Source organism: Trueperaceae bacterium, from assembly GCA_002707365.1.
Classification (GTDB): Bacteria; Deinococcota; Deinococci; order Deinococcales; family Trueperaceae; genus UBA6957.
Genome location: PAMQ01000005.1, coordinates 1 through 18,162 on the forward strand (window position 1 = coordinate 1; position 18,162 = coordinate 18,162).

16 protein-coding genes are annotated in these 18,162 nt (G+C 49.5%); 13 read left to right on the forward strand and 3 right to left on the reverse strand.

The window, feature by feature from the left end; genetic code table 11:
* On the reverse strand, positions 1 to 1,467 hold a 1,467-nt coding region (locus CMO31_02015), incomplete at its 3' end, for a hypothetical protein (protein ID MAZ52776.1).
* Between the two features lie 371 nt (positions 1,468 to 1,838).
* On the opposite strand from CMO31_02015, the gene CMO31_02020 reads away from it, so the two are divergent.
* The 5 genes from CMO31_02020 (at position 1,839) to CMO31_02040 (ending at position 7,797) form a co-directional block, all read left to right on the forward strand.
* Complete coding sequence (locus CMO31_02020) at positions 1,839 to 3,779, forward strand: peptide ABC transporter (GenBank protein ID MAZ52777.1); 1,941 nt, start codon at positions 1,839 to 1,841, stop codon at positions 3,777 to 3,779.
* 163 nt (positions 3,780 to 3,942) lie between these two features.
* The gene (locus CMO31_02025) at positions 3,943 to 4,947 is read left to right on the forward strand and encodes an ABC transporter permease (protein MAZ52778.1); all 1,005 of its coding nucleotides are present in this window, start codon (positions 3,943 to 3,945) and stop codon (positions 4,945 to 4,947) included.
* Positions 4,948 to 4,951: 4 nt separating this feature from the next.
* The gene (locus CMO31_02030) at positions 4,952 to 5,815 is read left to right on the forward strand and encodes a peptide ABC transporter (GenBank protein MAZ52779.1); all 864 of its coding nucleotides are present in this window, start codon (positions 4,952 to 4,954) and stop codon (positions 5,813 to 5,815) included.
* Positions 5,816 to 6,880: an ABC transporter ATP-binding protein gene (locus tag CMO31_02035; GenBank protein MAZ52780.1), complete on the forward strand. Its 1,065-nt coding sequence runs from the start codon at positions 5,816 to 5,818 to the stop codon at positions 6,878 to 6,880. It begins immediately after the preceding gene.
* Positions 6,877 to 7,797: an ABC transporter ATP-binding protein gene (locus CMO31_02040; protein MAZ52781.1), complete on the forward strand. Its 921-nt coding sequence runs from the start codon at positions 6,877 to 6,879 to the stop codon at positions 7,795 to 7,797. Before CMO31_02035 ends, CMO31_02040 begins: the two co-directional genes overlap by 4 nt.
* A gap of 140 nt (positions 7,798 to 7,937) precedes the next feature.
* Here CMO31_02040 and CMO31_02045 read toward each other — a convergent pair whose 3' ends face one another.
* A complete protein-coding gene (locus CMO31_02045; GenBank protein MAZ52782.1) occupies positions 7,938 to 9,437 on the reverse strand; it encodes an alpha-N-arabinofuranosidase in 1,500 nt (499 codons plus the stop codon).
* A gap of 192 nt (positions 9,438 to 9,629) precedes the next feature.
* Between CMO31_02045 and CMO31_02050 the strand changes: the two genes are divergently transcribed.
* The 8 genes from CMO31_02050 (at position 9,630) to CMO31_02085 (ending at position 17,657) form a co-directional block, all read left to right on the forward strand.
* Entirely contained in the window at positions 9,630 to 10,277 is a 648-nt protein-coding gene (locus tag CMO31_02050) for a hypothetical protein (GenBank protein ID MAZ52783.1), read from the forward strand.
* Positions 10,262 to 11,209 carry a hypothetical protein gene (locus CMO31_02055; protein MAZ52784.1) on the forward strand — a complete coding sequence of 316 codons (948 nt, stop codon included), beginning with the start codon at positions 10,262 to 10,264 and terminating at the stop codon, positions 11,207 to 11,209. Before CMO31_02050 ends, CMO31_02055 begins: the two co-directional genes overlap by 16 nt.
* A 253-nt stretch (positions 11,210 to 11,462) precedes the next feature.
* Complete coding sequence (locus CMO31_02060) at positions 11,463 to 13,136, forward strand: ribulokinase (GenBank protein ID MAZ52785.1); 1,674 nt, start codon at positions 11,463 to 11,465, stop codon at positions 13,134 to 13,136.
* Positions 13,114 to 13,797, forward strand: a complete 684-nt coding sequence (locus CMO31_02065; GenBank protein ID MAZ52786.1) for an L-ribulose-5-phosphate 4-epimerase — start codon at positions 13,114 to 13,116, stop codon at positions 13,795 to 13,797. Before CMO31_02060 ends, CMO31_02065 begins: the two co-directional genes overlap by 23 nt.
* A 72-nt stretch (positions 13,798 to 13,869) precedes the next feature.
* Positions 13,870 to 14,802, forward strand: coding sequence for a hypothetical protein (locus CMO31_02070; GenBank protein MAZ52787.1), 933 nt, complete (start codon positions 13,870 to 13,872; stop codon positions 14,800 to 14,802).
* Positions 14,803 to 14,818: 16 nt separating this feature from the next.
* Positions 14,819 to 15,874 carry an alcohol dehydrogenase gene (locus CMO31_02075; protein ID MAZ52788.1) on the forward strand — a complete coding sequence of 352 codons (1,056 nt, stop codon included), beginning with the start codon at positions 14,819 to 14,821 and terminating at the stop codon, positions 15,872 to 15,874.
* A gap of 155 nt (positions 15,875 to 16,029) precedes the next feature.
* The gene (locus tag CMO31_02080) at positions 16,030 to 16,695 is read left to right on the forward strand and encodes a hypothetical protein (protein ID MAZ52789.1); all 666 of its coding nucleotides are present in this window, start codon (positions 16,030 to 16,032) and stop codon (positions 16,693 to 16,695) included.
* A complete protein-coding gene (locus CMO31_02085; GenBank protein ID MAZ52790.1) occupies positions 16,692 to 17,657 on the forward strand; it encodes a 2-keto-3-deoxygluconate kinase in 966 nt (321 codons plus the stop codon). Before CMO31_02080 ends, CMO31_02085 begins: the two co-directional genes overlap by 4 nt.
* A gap of 67 nt (positions 17,658 to 17,724) precedes the next feature.
* Here the strand turns inward: CMO31_02085 and CMO31_02090 are convergent.
* Positions 17,725 to 18,162, reverse strand: a 438-nt coding sequence (locus CMO31_02090) for a hypothetical protein (GenBank protein MAZ52791.1), incomplete at its 5' end; no start/stop codon positions are given.

Consider the following 18,162-nt stretch of genomic DNA (forward strand, 5'->3'; position numbering starts at 1 on the left):
CATTCGAGTGGTGCCGTCTGTTGTGGTGACGTACACTCGTGCACCAATAGCGTCCCTATTTATGGGGCTTCTTCCTTCGAGTCGAATTGTTAACCAGTTGTTGTTTGTTCCTATTTGTCCTGCATTGCGGTGGAGTGCGTAATTATTAAGCCAGTTACCAACGATCAGATCGATGAAACCGTCATTATTGTAATCAGCATAAGCAATACCTAAACTAGCCCTATCTTGGTCTTTCCAGTTGGGTGGGGTGACATCAATGAAAGTACCGTCACCCTGGTTTTGGTAGAGGACGTTAGGAAACCTGTCCAGAATTCCAGTTGGCCCGGGGGACGTGAAGGACATGCTGTAGCCCGTAGTGGCTAATGACAGGTCAAGCCAGCCGTCGTTGTCGTAATCGAAGAATGCTGTTCCCCAACCCACAATGTTGCCGTAAAGTTCTTTTTCTGCTCCCACACCCGCAACTTCAGATGCCTTCTGGAATTGCCCACCCTCGTTCTGAAGGAGTGACATGGTAGTGCCCATGTCGGAAAAATAAAAGTCTAAATCAAGGTCATTATCGTAATCACCAACCGCGAGTCCCATGCTGCTGCGAATAGCTCCGGTGCCTGTTTCGTTGGAGGCGTCCGTCCAGCACCAGCCTCCACAACCAGGTCCGTCGTTACGCCACAGTACATTCCCGATAGGATGAACGATCATGTCGTTCACCACGTAAATGTCGAGGTCACCATCGTTATCGTAATCAGCGAAACTAGCTGAGAAACCAGCTCCGCGCAGCATGTCGCCAAGTAAGTGAGAGGCGTTCTCGAAAGTACCGTCACCATTATTTTTGTAGAGCGTGTCACTTGCTTTAGCAGGGTCAGCTGGTTGGCACTCTGGGTGGCACGCCCAGTTAGTGACGTACAGGTCGAGATGCCCGTCGTTATTGTAGTCACCCCAGGAGGCAGTGAAGCTCCTGAGGGGGTCGCCCACTCCTGCTTCTTTAGTGACATCCCGGAAGCCTCGGCCTCCTTCGTTACGGAATAAGGTGTTAGCGCCGTACGCGAGGACGTACAGGTCTTTGAAGCCGTCGTTGTTGTAGTCAGCCCAGACGGCCCCACCAGTCCAAACGTCTTTCAGGGAGATATCGTCATTGTGTTCAGATATTGCGAAGGTACCGTCACCATTATTTTGGTACAGGTGGTTTNGTAGTNTGCCGCCGGTGAGGAAGAGGTCGACCCAACCATCGTTGTTGTAGTCTCCCCATGCTTGGCCCATACCAAGGTAACCCCCGGTAGCGAATTCAGGGTTTTCTGCAAAGAGATCCCAATTACTCCGGTGCGGCGTGTTTATTCCCGCGCTCTCCGTGGTATCAACGAAACTCTCAGGAACCAAGACTTCTTGTGCCGCAAGCATCTGCCCCACAAGAAGAAAGAGGCCAACGAAGATCACCTTTTTTAACAAGCAGAACCAACAATCTCGATTAAACAATGGCGGGNTTACCTCCTGAGAAAAAATACTTGAAAGTCATGATACTACGACACCTAAAATATTCGTAAACATTGCAAATTTGGGTCCCCGCATCAAATGTGCATCAGGACCAGGAGCCTTTAATTAAGTCTAGTTAATTTCAAGCACACAAACTATTCACGATTTGTTCGGTAATAGTTAACGCTTCATTCTGATGGCAACCTGTGATACAATTCCTTCACTCGACTTGAAGGTTCAAAATAGGTTCCGCCATAAAGAATGCAGCGTAAAGGTGGATCTATAAAAAATGAACCTGAACGTCGTTGTTTGCTCGTGCGACAGGTAGGTAAATTGCAAGTGAGTTTTTTACAGGAGGTTACATGAAGCGCTTAATGCTAGCAGGACTTTTCCTGGGAGCTTTGGGTTTATTAGTATCCGCCCAAGCTCAGGAGTTTCCCCGTGGGGAGACAATATATATTGAAGATCCGGGTGGGTTACCGACTAACCCAGATTGCTTCAACCTTTGGATTGGTTGTGGTGGTGGTTACTCGAACGGTCTTCAGCAGCTCACCGCTGATACCTTGTGGTACATCGATCCGAACGCCGGAATCAATGGCGAGGTTGTTCACAACGCCCTCGCAGCTGGTCCAGGAGAATGGAATGCCGACTTCACTGAGCTGACTGTTCACCTTACGGAAGGGCTTTACTGGAGTCACGGTCAAAACGGCCCAGTTGAGTTCACTGCGCACGATGTTGTTTACACCGTTGAAGCTCAGATGGAGTGGGGTATGGGCGCAGGTCCAGTCTTTGCCCAGAATGTCGCTTCTGTAGCTGCGATTGGTGATCACACCGTCAAGTTCTGGCTCAAGGCTCCAAACTCGCGATTCGACACGAAGTTCATGGTCCGCTGGAACGCCCCAGGCTACATCATGCCGAAGCACGTGTTCGAAGATCTAGAAGAGCCCTCCACTTGGGATGGCAACCTAGCTTCCCACCCAACTATTGATGGTGAGGGACCAGTCAGCATAGGCCAGTACGTCCTTCATAGTTACGACCCGAACGGAACTTGGTTCGCTTGGGTAAGACGTGACGATTGGGAACGGTCTAGCTGGGGTATGGATTACGGCATGGCCGCACCGAAGTACCAAGTGTACCGACCTGGCGTACCAATCGATAAGCGTGCTATTGGTCTTCTGAACAACGAAGGTAACCAAGGTCTCGATATGGTTCACGATATGACCCCTGAGGCCACTATCGACTTGATGAAGAAAGACCCACTCATCCAGAGTTGGCACCCTGGGTTCCCGTACGCTCACCCAGATCCAACCCTACCGATGTTGCTGTTTAACCACCAGTACGAGGATGTTGATGGTAATGCTAAGTGGATTGATCGTCGTGTCCGCTGGGCCGTAGCGCTTGCGCTTGACGCAGTAGAAATGTCACTAGCGAGCTACCGTGGTGCTGCGACCATGACCCCCATCCACGTTCCGCCCACAGGAATGTACCCGAAGTTCTATCACGATGCAGTTCAAGATTGGCTTACCAACTTCGAGTTGGATTTGGGTGACGGCACAAGCATCAAGCCTTACAATCCTGACCTAACTCTAGAGATTGCCAATCGCGTCCGTGGTCTTTACGACGGTGTTCCTGAGGACGACGAAACCATTCGTTACACCTTCGGGCACGGCTGGTGGGCTCAGAATCATGACGCTGCTGCGACCCTCCTTGAGTCAGCTGGATGGTCGAAGAGTGGTAAGTGGTGGAACACGCCTAACGGCGAGCGTGCCACCCTCGAGATGCAAGGTTCCGACTCGGGTGTCATGGGCCGTTTGGCTAGCAACGTAGCTGAGCAGTTGACTGAGTTCGGTATTGAGACTAATGTTGACACGTCTGACTTGTGGGGCGGCATTGGTGCCGGTAACTACGAGGCTTACATTGGTTGGTCAGTTGAGACCTGGGGAGGTCACCCAGATCTCTCGTTCTTCCTTGATAGCTGGCGTAGCGACAACGTTGCTGAACCAGGAACAGGACAGAGCGCCCGTAACTGGCAGCGTTGGAACGGCGGACCTGAACTCGATGCGATTATCGATAACATTCGTGGCATTTCGTTCAATGATCCCCGTGGTGTTGAGTACGGCATAGATTTCATTAAGCTAGCCGTTCACGAAATGCCAACCATCCCGATCATGTCCTACAACTTGTTCGTTGGTCAGAGCAACCGTTGTTGGACCGGGTACCCAGATGCGACTAATAACTACGCTAATCCCGTTACTAACTGGTCGAACGCTCGTTACATCTACACCCAAATTACGTCGACCGGAGCCTGCGACTAATTCGATTGAACATTGATTGAAATAGCCGAAAAGGTTATATTGTTCAGGGACTCAACACTGAGTCCCTGAACTTTTTTGGGTAAACTAATTACTAGCTNCTTATTACCAGNCACGGAGTTTCGGTTAGTTTAGACTTGCTTAGCTGTTGGAAGGGGTGCGTCGGATGAAAGCTTATGGTTTGTTCGCAATTAAGCGTCTGTTACAGCTCTTCCTTGTGGTGTTCCTCGGTGTTAGCGGGGTTTTCCTAGTTACTCAGTTATCTCCAATTGATCCTGTTGAAAATATGATGCGGCAGAGGATTGGACGATCGAACTTTAGTCCCGAAGCGGAAGCGGCATTAAGGGCAAAACTAACAGAAATGTTGGGCGTGGACGTACCCATGTGGCAGCAGTACGTTAGTTTCCTTAAGAATCTCACCACGGGCGACATGGGACCTTCTTTAGCAGCTTTCCCAACTCCCGTCATGAAGATTGTGCTTCGTGCACTCCCCTGGACATTGGGATTGCTCTTTACTTCCGTAATTATTACCTGGACGGTCGGTAATCTCCTCGGTGGACTCGCGGGTTACTTCCAGAAAAACCCGTTCTTCAAGTTATTTGGGGTACTTTCTATTGGTATTCAACCAATCCCTTACTACATTATTGCTTTTATTCTACTAATGATCTTTGGGATTTTTTGGACGGTGCTACCCATTAACGGTGGTGCCGGAATGTTTGTAAAGCCGGGTTGGAACATTCATTACATACTTTCTATTTTGCATCACTCTATCTTGCCGGCAGGATCAATTGTACTTGGTGGGTTCGGAATGTGGTTTCTCGGTATGCGCGCTCTGGTATCTAACATTGTTACTGAGGATTACGTAACTTACGCGGAGATGGGTGGCGTTGAGAAGAAAAAGATTGTTGGGTCGTACGTCATTCGGAATGCCCTCCTTCCTCAACTAACTGCACTAGCTATGGTCCTGGGTGGAGTGTTTTCAGGAACCGTCATCACGGAAGAAGTATTTGGTTACCCTGGGTTAGGCAGACTTCTAATTCAGGCCATCGATATGGGTGATTACGTATTAGTCGTTGCTGTTGGTTCTATCTCGGTAGCAGCGGTCGCAACGTCAATCTTCGTTATTGACCTCCTCTATCCTCTCCTTGATCCGAGAGTGAGGGCGAATTAAGCTAATGGCTTTCTTTACTGTTGTTCGTGACTTACTTCGTTATAACCGTGAGTTCCTGATCGGTTTTGTTTTCCTCAGCATTATAATTATTTACTCCCTACTATCGTTCTTTTCGCCCGTTGATCCTTTAGATACTTATGTTGTTTGGCCTGACATAGCTCCTTCGGCTGAACATTGGTTCGGCACTACTTCTCGCGGTCAGGATCTGTTCTGGCGGTTGAGCCTAGCATTCCGCAATACCCTCGTTTTCGGCATCATGGTATCCGGAATGAGTCGAGTCATCTCAATCACCGTGGGTCTCGTGTCCGGTTACGTTGGTGGCCTGACCGACCGGATTCTGATGATCATTAACGACGTTTTCGTCACGCTGCCCATCTTCCCACTACTACTGGTCATCTATTTCATTGTTGGGAATGCTCTCAATACCTACACCCTAGCGATAATGATGGCTTTACTAGGCTGGCCCTTCGACGCGCGCCTGATACGATCAATCACGCTTGGTTTGCGCCACCGAGAATTCACGCGACATGCTGTGTTTTCCGGCATGAGTGCCAGGAAAATCATGTTCGAAGAGCACCTGCCGTACGTCATGCCCATCGTCCTAACAACCGCCATGGCCAACATGTTGTGGGCCATTGGTTTCGAAGTCACACTAGCGGTCCTAGGTTTCACTAACCTATCAATCCCAACTATAGGCACGGTCATTTACTGGGCGAATAACCACTCGTCCATGATGGTGGGTCATTGGTGGTGGATTGTCTTTCCAGTAGTCGGTCTCGTCATAATGTTCCTCGGACTGTACTTAGTTGCGGTGTCCATCAACGAATACATCGACCCGAGATCACGCCTTCGTAGGATGGGTAACTAAATGACTACAGGACCTGACAGTACTGCGGTTGGACAAAACGATAATCCCCTAACACTGACTAATCTGAAGGCGTACTACTTAACAAGTTACTTTGGGGTGGAGCGCGAAGTGCGCGCAGTTGATGACATTTCACTCTCAATTCGTCGTAACGAAGTGTACGGCATAGCAGGGGAAAGCTCCTCAGGAAAAACCACCCTCATTAAGACTTTTGCTGGTGCAGTACGCCCCCCACTCAAGATCGTCAGTGGATCAATAAAGTACCAATTTGGTGACTTAGAGTTAGACCCCCAAGCAGTATCCGAGGAAGAACTCAACCAAATTCGGTGGGCCCACGTGTCTTACATCATGCAGGGCTCAATGAGTGTACTTAATCCAGTGCGGCGTATTAATAAGAGTTTTAAAGACTTTGCGTTTAAGCACATGGGTTTGTCCGAGTCAGGATTTTGGGAGGCAGTAACAGCACACCTCGCTCGTCTTGACTTGGTTCCTGAGGTACTCAAAGCTTATCCACATGAGTTATCTGGCGGTATGCGTCAACGCGTGTGCATAGCTCTGGCTACTGTTTGCCAACCTGATTTCATTATTGCTGACGAACCCACAACGGCACTTGACGTGGTTGTACAGAAGGACGTCCTGGCGATGCTTGATGAGATCCGCAGGTCACTACAATCCTCCGTAGTTTTTGTCACGCACGACATGAGCGTGCACGCGAACATGGCAGATCGTATTGGCATTATGTACGCTGGCCGCATAGTAGAGGAAGGGCCTACCCGCACGCTCTTCACCGCCCCGAAACACCCTTACACTGCGCATCTGGTATCTAGTTTGCCGCGTATTGGTGACACCAGCCGCAAGCCAGCTCTGGAGGGACGACCACCGAACCTTTCCGACCCACCAACCGGTTGTAGATTCCACCCGCGTTGCCCCTTAGCTATTGACAAATGCACCACTGAAGTCCCACCGTTAGAGGTGGTAGGTGATGATCACCGGTCAGCCTGCTGGCGTAGTGACGACGTCACACCACTCACGACGATCAACGAATTAGAATCCGAGGGACGAGCATGAGCGCGATCCTCGAAATTAATCACGTCTCAAAACGTTTCGCTATGGGCGGCGTGTTCTCCCGCTCGTACGTTGAGGCGGTTGTGGACGCTAGTTTCACTATTGAGGAGGGACAGCCTGAGGTGTTCACCATAGTTGGTGAGTCCGGCTCTGGTAAAACTACGCTAGCCCGCATGATCCTGGGTCTTGAAGAACCGAGTTCAGGGGAACTCCGACTTGGTGGCCAACTGATCGGTGGTAAGCGTAACCGAGCAGCCCGTCTCGAATTCATGCGGCACGTCCAACCCGTCTTCCAAAACCCATTCGAGGCGTTTAACCCACTAAAGCACGTAGATCGATACCTTGAGGCTAGCGCTAGAGTTCTACTGGGCGCCAAAGAAGACGATGAGGTAGACGCTGCAATGGACGAGGCCCTCCAGAAGGTTGGTTTGAGCCTCGCGGAAATCCGAGGACGATACGGACACGAGCTGTCCGGGGGTCAGTTGCAACGCGTAGCTATAGCCCGAGCATTAATACCTAACCCCGAGATTCTCATTGCTGATGAACCAGTCTCAATGGTGGATGCTTCACTACGCATGTCTATCGTAAACCTCTTACGTGACTTAAGAGATAACTTTAATGTCACCGTTCTTTACATTACTCATGACCTTGCAACCGCTTACTACATTTCTGATCGCCTTGCCATCATGCAGAAGGGCTACATCGTGGAGATGGGCCCAGCCCAAACGATCCTCGAATCTCCTGAACACCCTTACGCTCAGCTACTCAAGGATTCTGTCCTTTCCGTAGCGGACGCCGGCAAAGCAAAAGTAGAAGCTCCCGACCGTAGTCTCGCCCAGAAAGCCTCCGAACAATCAGGTACAGGAACGCTAGTGGCAGGTTCAGGCGGCCGGGTTGTAAGGCGTGTGGGCCAAGAGTAGTAAAAGAGTAAATCAGATGTGCCGGTAGGTAAGAACCACTCCGTATCCAAAGACTCCTCTATCAAAATAATGTATTGCTGCGTAGTGTCCCAGAAAAATCACGAAGTTTAGTCCATGCATCCCGAAACCCTCAGTAGCGATTAATTAATTACTCTTAAGATCGTTAAGGAGTGAGGTTGAAGCTCAACGACACCCTCCTCGCAGGTCACTGATACTTCTTCTGGAGTTACTCGGTCAGGTTGTTCAACATCGTTGTAAGAATCAGCACTGTCCCCACGAAGGATAGTCGCTCCGTAATTACCATCAAGCACTTTCCCCTCAACAACTAAACGGCACGAAACTTTTTCAGTAGGATGGCGATTCACGAGCGCAATGGACCAGGAATCACCAACGTCGTTAACAGTCACGACACTATCGAAAACAGGGATAGATTTAGAGTCATGCGATAGTAAATCGGAAGTAACATCAGTTTCAACAACACGTGATTCAAGCTGATTGGCGTACATTGCAAGGGCATGAAAATGAGTGCGCTTAACAACCCCAGTTGGGTGCACAAAAAGCGGTCCCCGCGTGTTCACCAAAGGAGAGATGTTAGCCATGGTGACGTCATCGGCATGACGGAGGCAAGAATTGAAGAACGAAGCTGAAAACAGAGCATCCGCCATGGTGTACTGACTAGCAATCAAGTTCTGCTCGCGCGCCGCAACCAGCTTAATTACCTCAGGATCACCATAATCCTGCACTTCTTTCCTAGGGAAACCAGGGTGGTGCCAACCACGTAAATTCCACTCGTCAAAAGCAATCTTAATTTTGCCCCGGTAACCAGCTTCCTCAAGAGAAGCAATAGTTTCCTTAATCACCACTTCAGGCTCTCCTGACTGCATGATGCAAGGTAAATAATCAGAAACATCACGATCATCCGAATGAACACGCCAATAACCATGGATAGAGATGAAATCCAAGTAAGAACCGGCAGCCTTCAAAAGCGGCACGGTCCACTCTCGAGTTGACATTGAAGCAGCCGACAAACGAACATCAGGATCAACTTCCTTCATTGCCTTAGCAGCTTCAAGAACAAAGGGTGCCCACTCCTCGATCGGTTTATAACCAATCTCCCACTCACCCCAATTCTCATTGCCAATACTCCAGATTTGGATGTCGTGCGGAATGACGTTACCAGCGTCCTTACGTAACTCGGCAAACCGCCCATCTTCACTGTTACAGTATTCCAACCAATCTCGCATCTCCTTGATCGTTCCGTTACCCGCGTTATTACAAATGTAAGGCTCCCAATCAAGAAGACGACAAAGCTCAACAAACTCATCAGTTCCGAAAGTATTAGGCTCGACTACTCCCCAAGCCATATCGTCAGTCGGAGAGCGATCCTTACCAACACCATTTTCCCAGTGATAACCACTAACGTAACAACCGCCCGGCCACCGTACAATCGGAACCTTCAATTCCCTTAATGCTTCCAACACATCTAAACGGAAACCACTCTCATTCGAAAGAGGTGAACCAGGGTCAAACAACCCCCCATAAATCTGACGCCCAAAATGCTCAATAAAACCCCCAAAAATCATGGGATCGTAAACCAAAGTAGAAGCATTTTCCCGAATCGTTAAACGAGCTTCAAGCACCAATCTCACCCTCCAAAGTTAAATCCTAACTAATCCCTTATAAACACAACACATACCTCATAAAACCTTAGCAGTGCCTCAAGGTTGTAGATCACTACCCACATTTTACTGCACAGCCTAACCTACCTTGTGGCTTGTGGTGGGGTGGTGTTGGCTGTCATGATGTGCAATTGAGTGTTGTAAGGAGTTTTTATGCGTGTACTGGTTTTGTGTGGTGACAAATGGCACCCGGTTTCCTTAACTCGGGATGGGTTGTTGGGTCTTCGTAGTGGTCCTTTTGAGTTTGAGTTTCTAGAGGATCCAGGTGATTGGTCTAGAAGCAAGATGGATGATTATCCGCTTATTGTTTTTTCTAAGGCTAATCAACGAACGGAAGAGGATCCTGAACCTTGGGCGACGGAGGAGATCGGTAAGGATTTTGTTGATTATGTGCGTCAAGGCAATGGTTTGTTGGTTTTGCATTCGGGTACGGCTTTGTATGATGAGTGTCCTTCGTTGTGTAGTTTGATGGGTGGGGTTTTTGCGGGCCATCCAGCCCCGTGTCCTGTTACGGTTGAACCGCATGTTGGTCATGATTTGGTGATTGATAGTGTTGGTTTTACGTTGCTTGATGAGCATTACCAGATGACTATGAGTGATCCTGATGTTGATCTTTTCCTTGAAGCTTCTTCTGAGCATGGTGTTCAGCCAGCTGGTTGGACTAGGCGTGAGGGTAAGGGTCGTGTTTGTGTTCTTGTGCCTGGTCATTTTCCAAATATTTGGAGTCATCCTTCGTACCAGGTGTTGTTACGTAACACCCTAAACTGGTGCGTAGAGGAAAACGAATGGAGGAAATCTTAATGAACCTACCCCGTCGCCGGCTCGGCAAAACCGAGCTAGACATTCCCGTAATCCCGTTCGGTACACAAGGTTTTGGGAATAACTTTGGTCCCGTTTCAGATGAGGAAGCCATCGCTCTTATCAAGCACGCAATCTCTCTCGGCGTAAACCACTTCGACTGCGCTCGCTGTTACGGTGACTCCTTGAGAAAGCTAGGTTTAGCTCTTAGAGAGATTCCTCGCGAGGACGTTATCATCACAGGTCGTCTCTGCTGTCACTCAGGTGAACAATGGGGGTTTTACGGTAAAGGCGAACCCGACTACTCATCAGATCGGGTTGTTCGTGACATTGAGGATCAACTCCAGATCCTTGGTACTGATTATTTTGACGGCATGCTCATACACGATCCACTAACAATCGAGCCTACCCTTGCCAAAGGAGGTACTTTAGAGGGCTTATTGTCGTTAAAGGGCCGCGGCCTAGTGCGTAACGTCGGTTTTGGAATGAAGCCACACGAGTTTCATCTAGCCGCAATAGCGACTGGCGATGTGGATTTTATGCTTTGCTTCAATGATTTCAATTTGGTACGCACCACGGCCACTGAAAAGCTACTGCCGGCAGCTACCGAGGCAGACATCGGGATAATGAACGGCTGGTCGATCCTAAGGGGATTACTAACCGGTATAGATATAGACGAATTTCGCAAAAAAGGTCGTTATGAAAACGATCCTGATGTTGGCGCTGCAACGAAAATTCTTAACTGGTGCCGAGAAGAAGACGTCAATTTGCTGCAGTTGGCCATACAATTCTGTTTGGACGAACAACGCATACATGGAAATCCAATTGGCAGTTTGAACGTCGAGCAGCTAGAAAGTAACGTTCAAGCGGCAAGCACACCCATGGATGAGGGCGTCATGGCAAAATTTACCGCGCAATTCGGTACTTCCTCCTAAAACCTTGTCTTTGTAGAGGGTATTCTTGTCAGGAGTAAAACTACGCTGTTATCCGCACGCTTTGAGATTGTGACGGTATTATGATTCGGTCGACGGACTAATTCTGGTAAGGTCACACTGCTCGAAGGAGTCCAGCCGAGGCATGCAATTGCCTTTTGCAAACTTAACTTTGGTGCAATCTGGCAGATTAGCAAGCAATTAAAAGCCCTAACGGGCTGTTGACCCAAGAGAATTTGGGAGGGAATATAGCGTCATGTATACGATCGGAATCGACTTCGGCACTCTTTCTGCGAGGGCGTTACTTGTGGATGTGCGGGATGGCCAAGAGGTTGCCACGGCAGTTTATGACTACTCTAATGGGGTAATTGATAAACACCTACCTGGTAGTACTGACAACCTACCGCCCGACTGGGCCCTTCAGGACCCTCTTGACTACATTAAGTCTATTACGACCACCGTCCCAGCTGTACTTACCGAGAGCGGTATTGACCCAGAGAACATAATCGTCTTGGCAATAGATTTTACGGCCTGTACCATGTTACCAACCAAAGCTGATGGAACCCCACTGCGCGCTCTAGAGTCCTGGCAAGATCGACCTCACGCCTGGGTGAAGCTATGGAAGCATCATGCCGCACAATCTCAGGCCGACCGGATCAATCAAACTGCCCGATCGATGGGCGAAACTTGGCTTGATCGTTACGGCGGGAAGATAAGCAGTGAGTGGTTTTTCGCGAAGGCCTTGCAGATCCTGGAAGAAGACCCTGAACTTTATCAAGCAGCTGACCGGTTGCTTGAAGCAACCGACTGGGTGATCTGGCAGTTAACAGGAATAGAAGTTCGTAACGCCTGCACTGCCGGGTATAAGGCAATGGTTCAAAACGGTGACTACCCTTCTGCAGAGTACTTTGCGGCGTTAAACGTTGACTTCGCTAACGTTGTTGACGAGAAGATGACGAGAGAGTTTGCTCCCCTTGGCCAGCGTGCTGGTGGTCTTACTCAGGTGCTGGCTGATGCCACTGGGTTAAAGCCAGGTATCGCGGTTGCCGTGGCTAATGTCGACGCTCATGTTACGGCCCCAGCCGTCAAGGCGACTGGTCCTGGAGCAATGGTCATGATTATGGGCACCTCAACTTGTCACATTATGTCGGCTCATGAAGTAGAAAATGTTGACGGGATGTGCGGTGTGGTCGATGGGGGTGTTGTCCCAGGATTGTACGGGTATGAAGCAGGTCAGAGCGGCGTTGGCGATATTTTTGCGTGGTATGTCGACCATGCGGTACCACCGGAGTACCACCAAGCCGCTCTAGATGCCGGTCTTGGAATCCATGAGTATCTCGAGAGCGAAGCTGCAAAACAGGCAGTTGGGCAACATGGACTTATCGCTCTAGACTGGTGGAATGGTAATCGTTCGACATTGGTGGATGTTGACCTGAGCGGTCTGATGATAGGTATGACCCTTGCCACCAGAGCTCCTGATATTTACCGGGCGTTAATTGAAAGTACCGCCTTCGGTACACGTGAAATCATTGAGGCTTTCGAGGTAAGAGGAGTTCCCGTCAACGAATTGATTGCTGCTGGTGGCCTTCCTGAAAAGAACGCTCTATTACGGCAAATTTATGCTGATGTTACAGGTCGTACCTTAAAATTAGCTGGGTCAGCACAGTCACCTGCTCTTGGTTCAGCCATGCACGCTGCTGTAGCAGCAGGATACTATCCAGACATTCAGGAGGCGGCTGAAAAGATGGGCAAGATAAAAGATGATGTGGTCAACCCAATTCCCGAGAATAGCGCTGTATACGACAGGATCTACAGTGAATACAAGGCCCTCTATGACACCTTTGGTAGAGGAGGAAATGATGTCATGAAGCGCCTCCGCAAAATCCGCCATGAAGTACTTACCGCGGATGGACAAAAAGATGAAGACTGAAACAAACAAGGTCCTACGTGAAGAGGTTTGCCAACTCCATCACGAGCTTCCCCGCAATAATCTTGTTAGTTGGACCAGTGGAAACATTAGTGGGCGAGAGTTAGGGCGCAATTCAATGGTAATAAAGCCAAGCGGGCTTTTATTTGAAGAGCTTCAACCAAACTCAATGTGCACGGTTGATATTGAGACGTTAGAGTGTGACGACAAGTATAAGCCATCGTCTGATACAGCGACCCATGCCCACATATATCAGCATATGCCCGAGATTGGCGGTATTGTTCACACCCACAGTGCATACGCCACTGCTTTTTCCGCACTCGGTCGGGAAATCCCCTGTTTCCTTACGGCTATGGCTGACGAATTTGGTGGACCTATACCTTGTGGCGGATTTGCCCTTATTGGCGGCGAAGAGATAGGACGGGAAGTTGTGAGGGTGTTAACCGGTCACAGCTCACCCGCGGTGCTCCTCCAGAATCATGGTGTGTTCGCTTTAGGTAAAACACCAAGGGATGCAGTAAAGGCCGCAGTGATGTGTGAAGATGTAGCTCGAACCACCTACCTGGCGTTGCGACTAGGTGAACCGTTACAAATTTCATCCGAAGACATCAAAAAACTCCATCACCGGTATACCCACGTCTATGGGCAGAAGGATCCCGAGTGAAGAGGAGAATCGAATGAATGTGTTGCCATTTGAATTTGAAAGAATTACTCGACAAACCTGGTGGTCGATCCTGTGCTGAGTCTTGAAACGGTCTCTTACGGGGGTTGGGAAACATGTCATCGCTTAAGCAATAACATTATTGACTTGGTTATCACTGGAGATGTTGGACCTCGTGTGATCCGCCTTGGGTTTGTCAATGAAGAGAACCTTTTTTGTGAGGTGGCAGATGATCTTGGCAAGACTCTAGGGCAACAGTGGAGAATGTTTGGTGGCCACCGCTTTTGGCACGCCCCTGAAGATCAAGAGCGTACTTACCAACCGGATAACACCCCAGTTGAAGTTAATGAGTGTGATGGGGTTATACACGTGGTGCAATCTCCAGAGTCTGCCACGGGTCTACAAAAAGAGATCGACATTGCAATGTCTGTTGATTCAACTCACGTTCGAATTACTCACAGGTTAGTCAACCATGGAATGTGGGATGTCACCTTAGCACCCTGGGCACTCTCAGTAATGAAAACTGGTGGGGCAGGTGTTGTGCCGTTACCGCCGCGAGGACAGCATCCGGAAAATCTGTTGCCAGCTAACACCTTAACCATGTGGCCCTACACCGACATGGCCGATTCGCGATGGACCTGGGGAACTCGTTACATACTTCTTCGTCAGGACCAATTAGCAGAAAGCCCACAGAAATTCGGCGCTCAAGTTCCTGATGGATGGGTTGCCTACGTAGTGGACGGTAATGCCTTCGTGAAGATTTTCGAGCACGATAACAGAGGTAAATACCCAGATCTCGGAAGCGCGATTGAGTTGTTCACTAACGACTTTATGCTCGAGCTTGAAACCCTTGCGCCACTCCGCACCCTCGAAGCTGGAGGGACCTCTGAGCACACTGAAGATTGGTTTGTCTTCAGTGGGGTTGAGTTGCCCAAAGGAGATAACGATGTCGAAAAAAACCTACTTCCTCTCGTCAAAAAAGCAAAACTTGCAGTAGGAAGATTGTGATTGCGAGACCGAAATTATGAAGGCCGTACGGCTACATGGCCCGAGAGATCTCCGAGTTGAGGATGTACCACCGCCCTCACCACCGGGTCCCGGAGAGGCCCTTTTACGAGTTGGTGCAGTAGGGATATGCGGTTCTGATCTCCACTCTTATACTGATGGGCGCATAGGCGATACGGAGTATAAGTCCCCCGGAATTCTTGGACACGAGTTCATGGGTACGATCGTTGCTGTTGGAGAGGGTGCGCTTGATGGAAACTATTTGCCACTTCAGATTGGTAGTCGCGTAGCAGTTGACCCTGCAGTTCCTAATGAGCATCATGAGCTTTTCGAGAAGGGGCACCCTAACCTCGTGCCGAAAGCTTTTTACGGTCTATACCCTGATGATGGTGCGTTACGCGAATCCATGGTCGTAAACTCCCGGAATTGTTTCCCAATTTCGTCTGCTACTAGCGATGGCGCTGGTACCCTCCTAGAAACTCTCGGCGTGGCTCTTCACGCGGTTGATCTAGGACGCCTGAAGGTAGCGGAGACTGTTGCTGTCATCGGTTGTGGCCCTGTAGGGCTGCTAATCCTTAAGCTGGCGGAACTCTCAGGTGCCTCAAAAATATTTGGGTTTGACCTCCACCAGTGGCGGGTCAATAAAGCGCGTTCTTGGGGAGCAACACAGGCTTGGCGTGTTGAGCCAGGTTTTGACCCAGCTGCTGCCATTGAGGAAGTGACAAGTGGTCGTGGTGTTGACGTGGTTTTTGAGGCTGCCTGGGCTGACGATAGCGTAGCTGTGGCTGGCAATATGGTGCGGCCTGGCGGCAGGTTGGTATTGGTCGGGATTCCAGGTGACGATCGGCTAGTGCTGAACCACTCAACGTTCCGGCGTAAAGGCCTCACTATTTTCATGTCACGCCGTATGAAGCATACCTATCCACGGGCCATCGCGCTTGCTGAATCCGAGACGCTTGACCTTGATGACCTTGTGTCACACAGATTTGAGCTCGAACGGGCTACTGAAGCCTTCGAACTAAACGAGAGTTACGGCAAAGGTGTCCACAAGATTGTCATAGAGGTAGACAAATGACAGGGTTATCAAAACAGATAATACTTCAGCACTTCGTGAAATGAACTGATAGGAATTACTCTGAGAGATCCTTTCATCAGGGTAGAATTAGCGTCGAATTACGATCTTGAAAGTAAAGAAAGTTGTATTGAAGGAAACGAAAAGGGGTTACCCCAATGGGTGCAGGAATCCAACGTACCCGGCAGTTAATTAAGCAGCACGGGCTTATCGCCATAATTCGTGGTGATTTCCGAGCATCCGAGCTTATTGACATCGCTGAGGTCCTTATAGGAAACGGTATTCAAGCTATCGAGATTACACTAAACACCCCGGATGCTCTCAAGGGAATAACGTCACTACGAGAACAGTTTCAAGATGTCCTGGTCGGTGCAGGTACCGTACGTACCGTCGCTGATGCAGAAGCAGTCCTGGGAGCAGGAGCAGAGTTTCTCGTTTCACCTAATTTAGATCTTAAGAGTCTCGCCTATAGCGCCTCACAAGAGACTCTTCATCTCCCAGGAGTGTTTACAGCCTCCGAGGCTGATCTGGCCTATCAAACAGGATGCCTCATGATGAAACTATTTCCTTCGAATGTCCTTGGGCCTGCTTACCTAAAGGCGTTAAGAGCGCCGCTAGACAATATCGATTTTGTGCCAACTGGCGGCATAGATGCTAACAATTTAAAGGACTATCACAAGGTTGGAGCAGCTGCTTTCGGAATCGGGGCAGCGTTAGTCAAAAATGTTCGGCAAACACCTACTGAACTGAGTGCCCTGTCTGTACGAGCCCGGACATTGACGGAGGCGCTCCGAAAAGCACGAGAGACGGAGGTCGCCGTTTGACTAGTACTCGTTTTGACCTCACTACCTTCGGTGAAACAATGTTGCGGATGAGCGTACCAGTCGGGCAACGCCTAGAAAAGGCGCGTAGGTTTGACGTTGTCCCTGGTGGGACTGAGAGTAATGTCTGTGCGGCTTTAGCTGGTCTCGGGCGACAAGCCGGCTGGATAAGTCGACTACCTGATGGACCTATCGGACGGTTCATCATTCGCGGACTTGTGGAAGCTGGAATTGACACTAGTGCAGTGGTAACAACAGCTAGAGCTAGAGTGGGAACATATTTCGTTGAATTCGCTGTTCCCCCGAGTAGCAATGAAGTCATTTACGATAGGGATAATTCCGGAGTGACGCAGTTGTCCTCACAAGAAGTGGATTGGGATTATCTCCTTGATACTCGGGTGCTTCACCTTACCGGTATTACCCCGGCTCTTAGTGAGGGCCTCTCTGAACTTGTCGAGGAAGCCATGCGTCGTGCCCGTGCCCGAGGAATTGTTGTGAGTTTTGATGTGAATTATCGTTCTAAACTTTGGTATCCCGAGGAAGCCAAGAAACGGTTAGAAACTTTATTTCCTCTGGTTGACATCTTAGTTTGTGGACAGGAGGACGCGTCCAACGTATTTGGGTTAACGGGCGAACCGATTGAAATGTTAAATCGCCTTGCAGGTCTGACGGAGGCAAGTAACGTAGTGTTGACTTGCTCTAACGAGGGTGCCATCGGTTTGCTTAACGGTGATGTGTTGGAAATTCCGTCGGTTCCAACCGTAATGATTGATCGGCTTGGGGCTGGAGACGGATTCATGGCCGGCCTGATAGATGGTTTCCTTGACAATGATATGGAGGCAGGAATGCAGCGAGGTGTTGCGCTAGCTGCACTTGTTTTAAATCAGCACGGAGATATGGTAACCGTAACTCGGGCAGATCTTGAGCGGGTCATGGCTAATGCTAGCGGTGGCATATTACGGTAAAGGTGTGGAGAGATACCCACTGGGCAACCAGGGTTGAAGTGATTAAGCGGTGGTCGTGGCGTATGAGCTAGCTCAAAATGGCAGACATATCCCATTCAGGTAGCGGATCCGTGAATTGCAACCACTTTTTAAAACCCTTCTCGAACTCTCGACCTGTAAGCACACATGAATCTAAGCGGCTTCGGATAGCGTCTTCATCCATGTCAATACCTATAAAAACAATCTCGGTCTGACGGTCACCAAGTAGAGGATCCCAACGTGCTTCAAGTCCCGCTCGCTCCTCATCGGTTTCTAGTCCCCACTCATCTTCAGGTGTAGATGCATACCACGGGGCTAATGGTTCGAACATCACTGAAAGACCAGCATGACTCCACATAGCTTGAATATCGGGTCGAGACGCTAGCCAAAAGAATCCTTTACTTCGCAAGACCCCCGGCCATTCTTTATTAAATTGCTGAGCGAGTCGCTTAGGGTGAAACGGCCAACGGTGACGATACACGAAGGA

What these genes read in the sequence shown, in the direction of transcription:
- CMO31_02065 (MAZ52786.1), top strand. Translation starts at nt 13,114, where the DNA reads ATGGACAAAAAGATGAAGACTGAAACAAACAAGGTCCTACGTGAAGAG.
- CMO31_02060 (MAZ52785.1), top strand. Translation starts at nt 11,463, where the DNA reads ATGTATACGATCGGAATCGACTTCGGCACTCTTTCTGCGAGGGCGTTA.
- CMO31_02030 (MAZ52779.1), top strand. Translation starts at nt 4,952, where the DNA reads ATGGCTTTCTTTACTGTTGTTCGTGACTTACTTCGTTATAACCGTGAG.
- CMO31_02040 (MAZ52781.1), top strand. Translation starts at nt 6,877, where the DNA reads ATGAGCGCGATCCTCGAAATTAATCACGTCTCAAAACGTTTCGCTATG.
- CMO31_02050 (MAZ52783.1), top strand. Translation starts at nt 9,630, where the DNA reads ATGCGTGTACTGGTTTTGTGTGGTGACAAATGGCACCCGGTTTCCTTA.
- CMO31_02080 (MAZ52789.1), top strand. Translation starts at nt 16,030, where the DNA reads ATGGGTGCAGGAATCCAACGTACCCGGCAGTTAATTAAGCAGCACGGG.
- CMO31_02035 (MAZ52780.1), top strand. Translation starts at nt 5,816, where the DNA reads ATGACTACAGGACCTGACAGTACTGCGGTTGGACAAAACGATAATCCC.
- CMO31_02055 (MAZ52784.1), top strand. Translation starts at nt 10,262, where the DNA reads ATGGAGGAAATCTTAATGAACCTACCCCGTCGCCGGCTCGGCAAAACC.
- CMO31_02020 (MAZ52777.1), top strand. Translation starts at nt 1,839, where the DNA reads ATGCTAGCAGGACTTTTCCTGGGAGCTTTGGGTTTATTAGTATCCGCC.
- CMO31_02025 (MAZ52778.1), top strand. Translation starts at nt 3,943, where the DNA reads ATGAAAGCTTATGGTTTGTTCGCAATTAAGCGTCTGTTACAGCTCTTC.
- CMO31_02075 (MAZ52788.1), top strand. Translation starts at nt 14,819, where the DNA reads ATGAAGGCCGTACGGCTACATGGCCCGAGAGATCTCCGAGTTGAGGAT.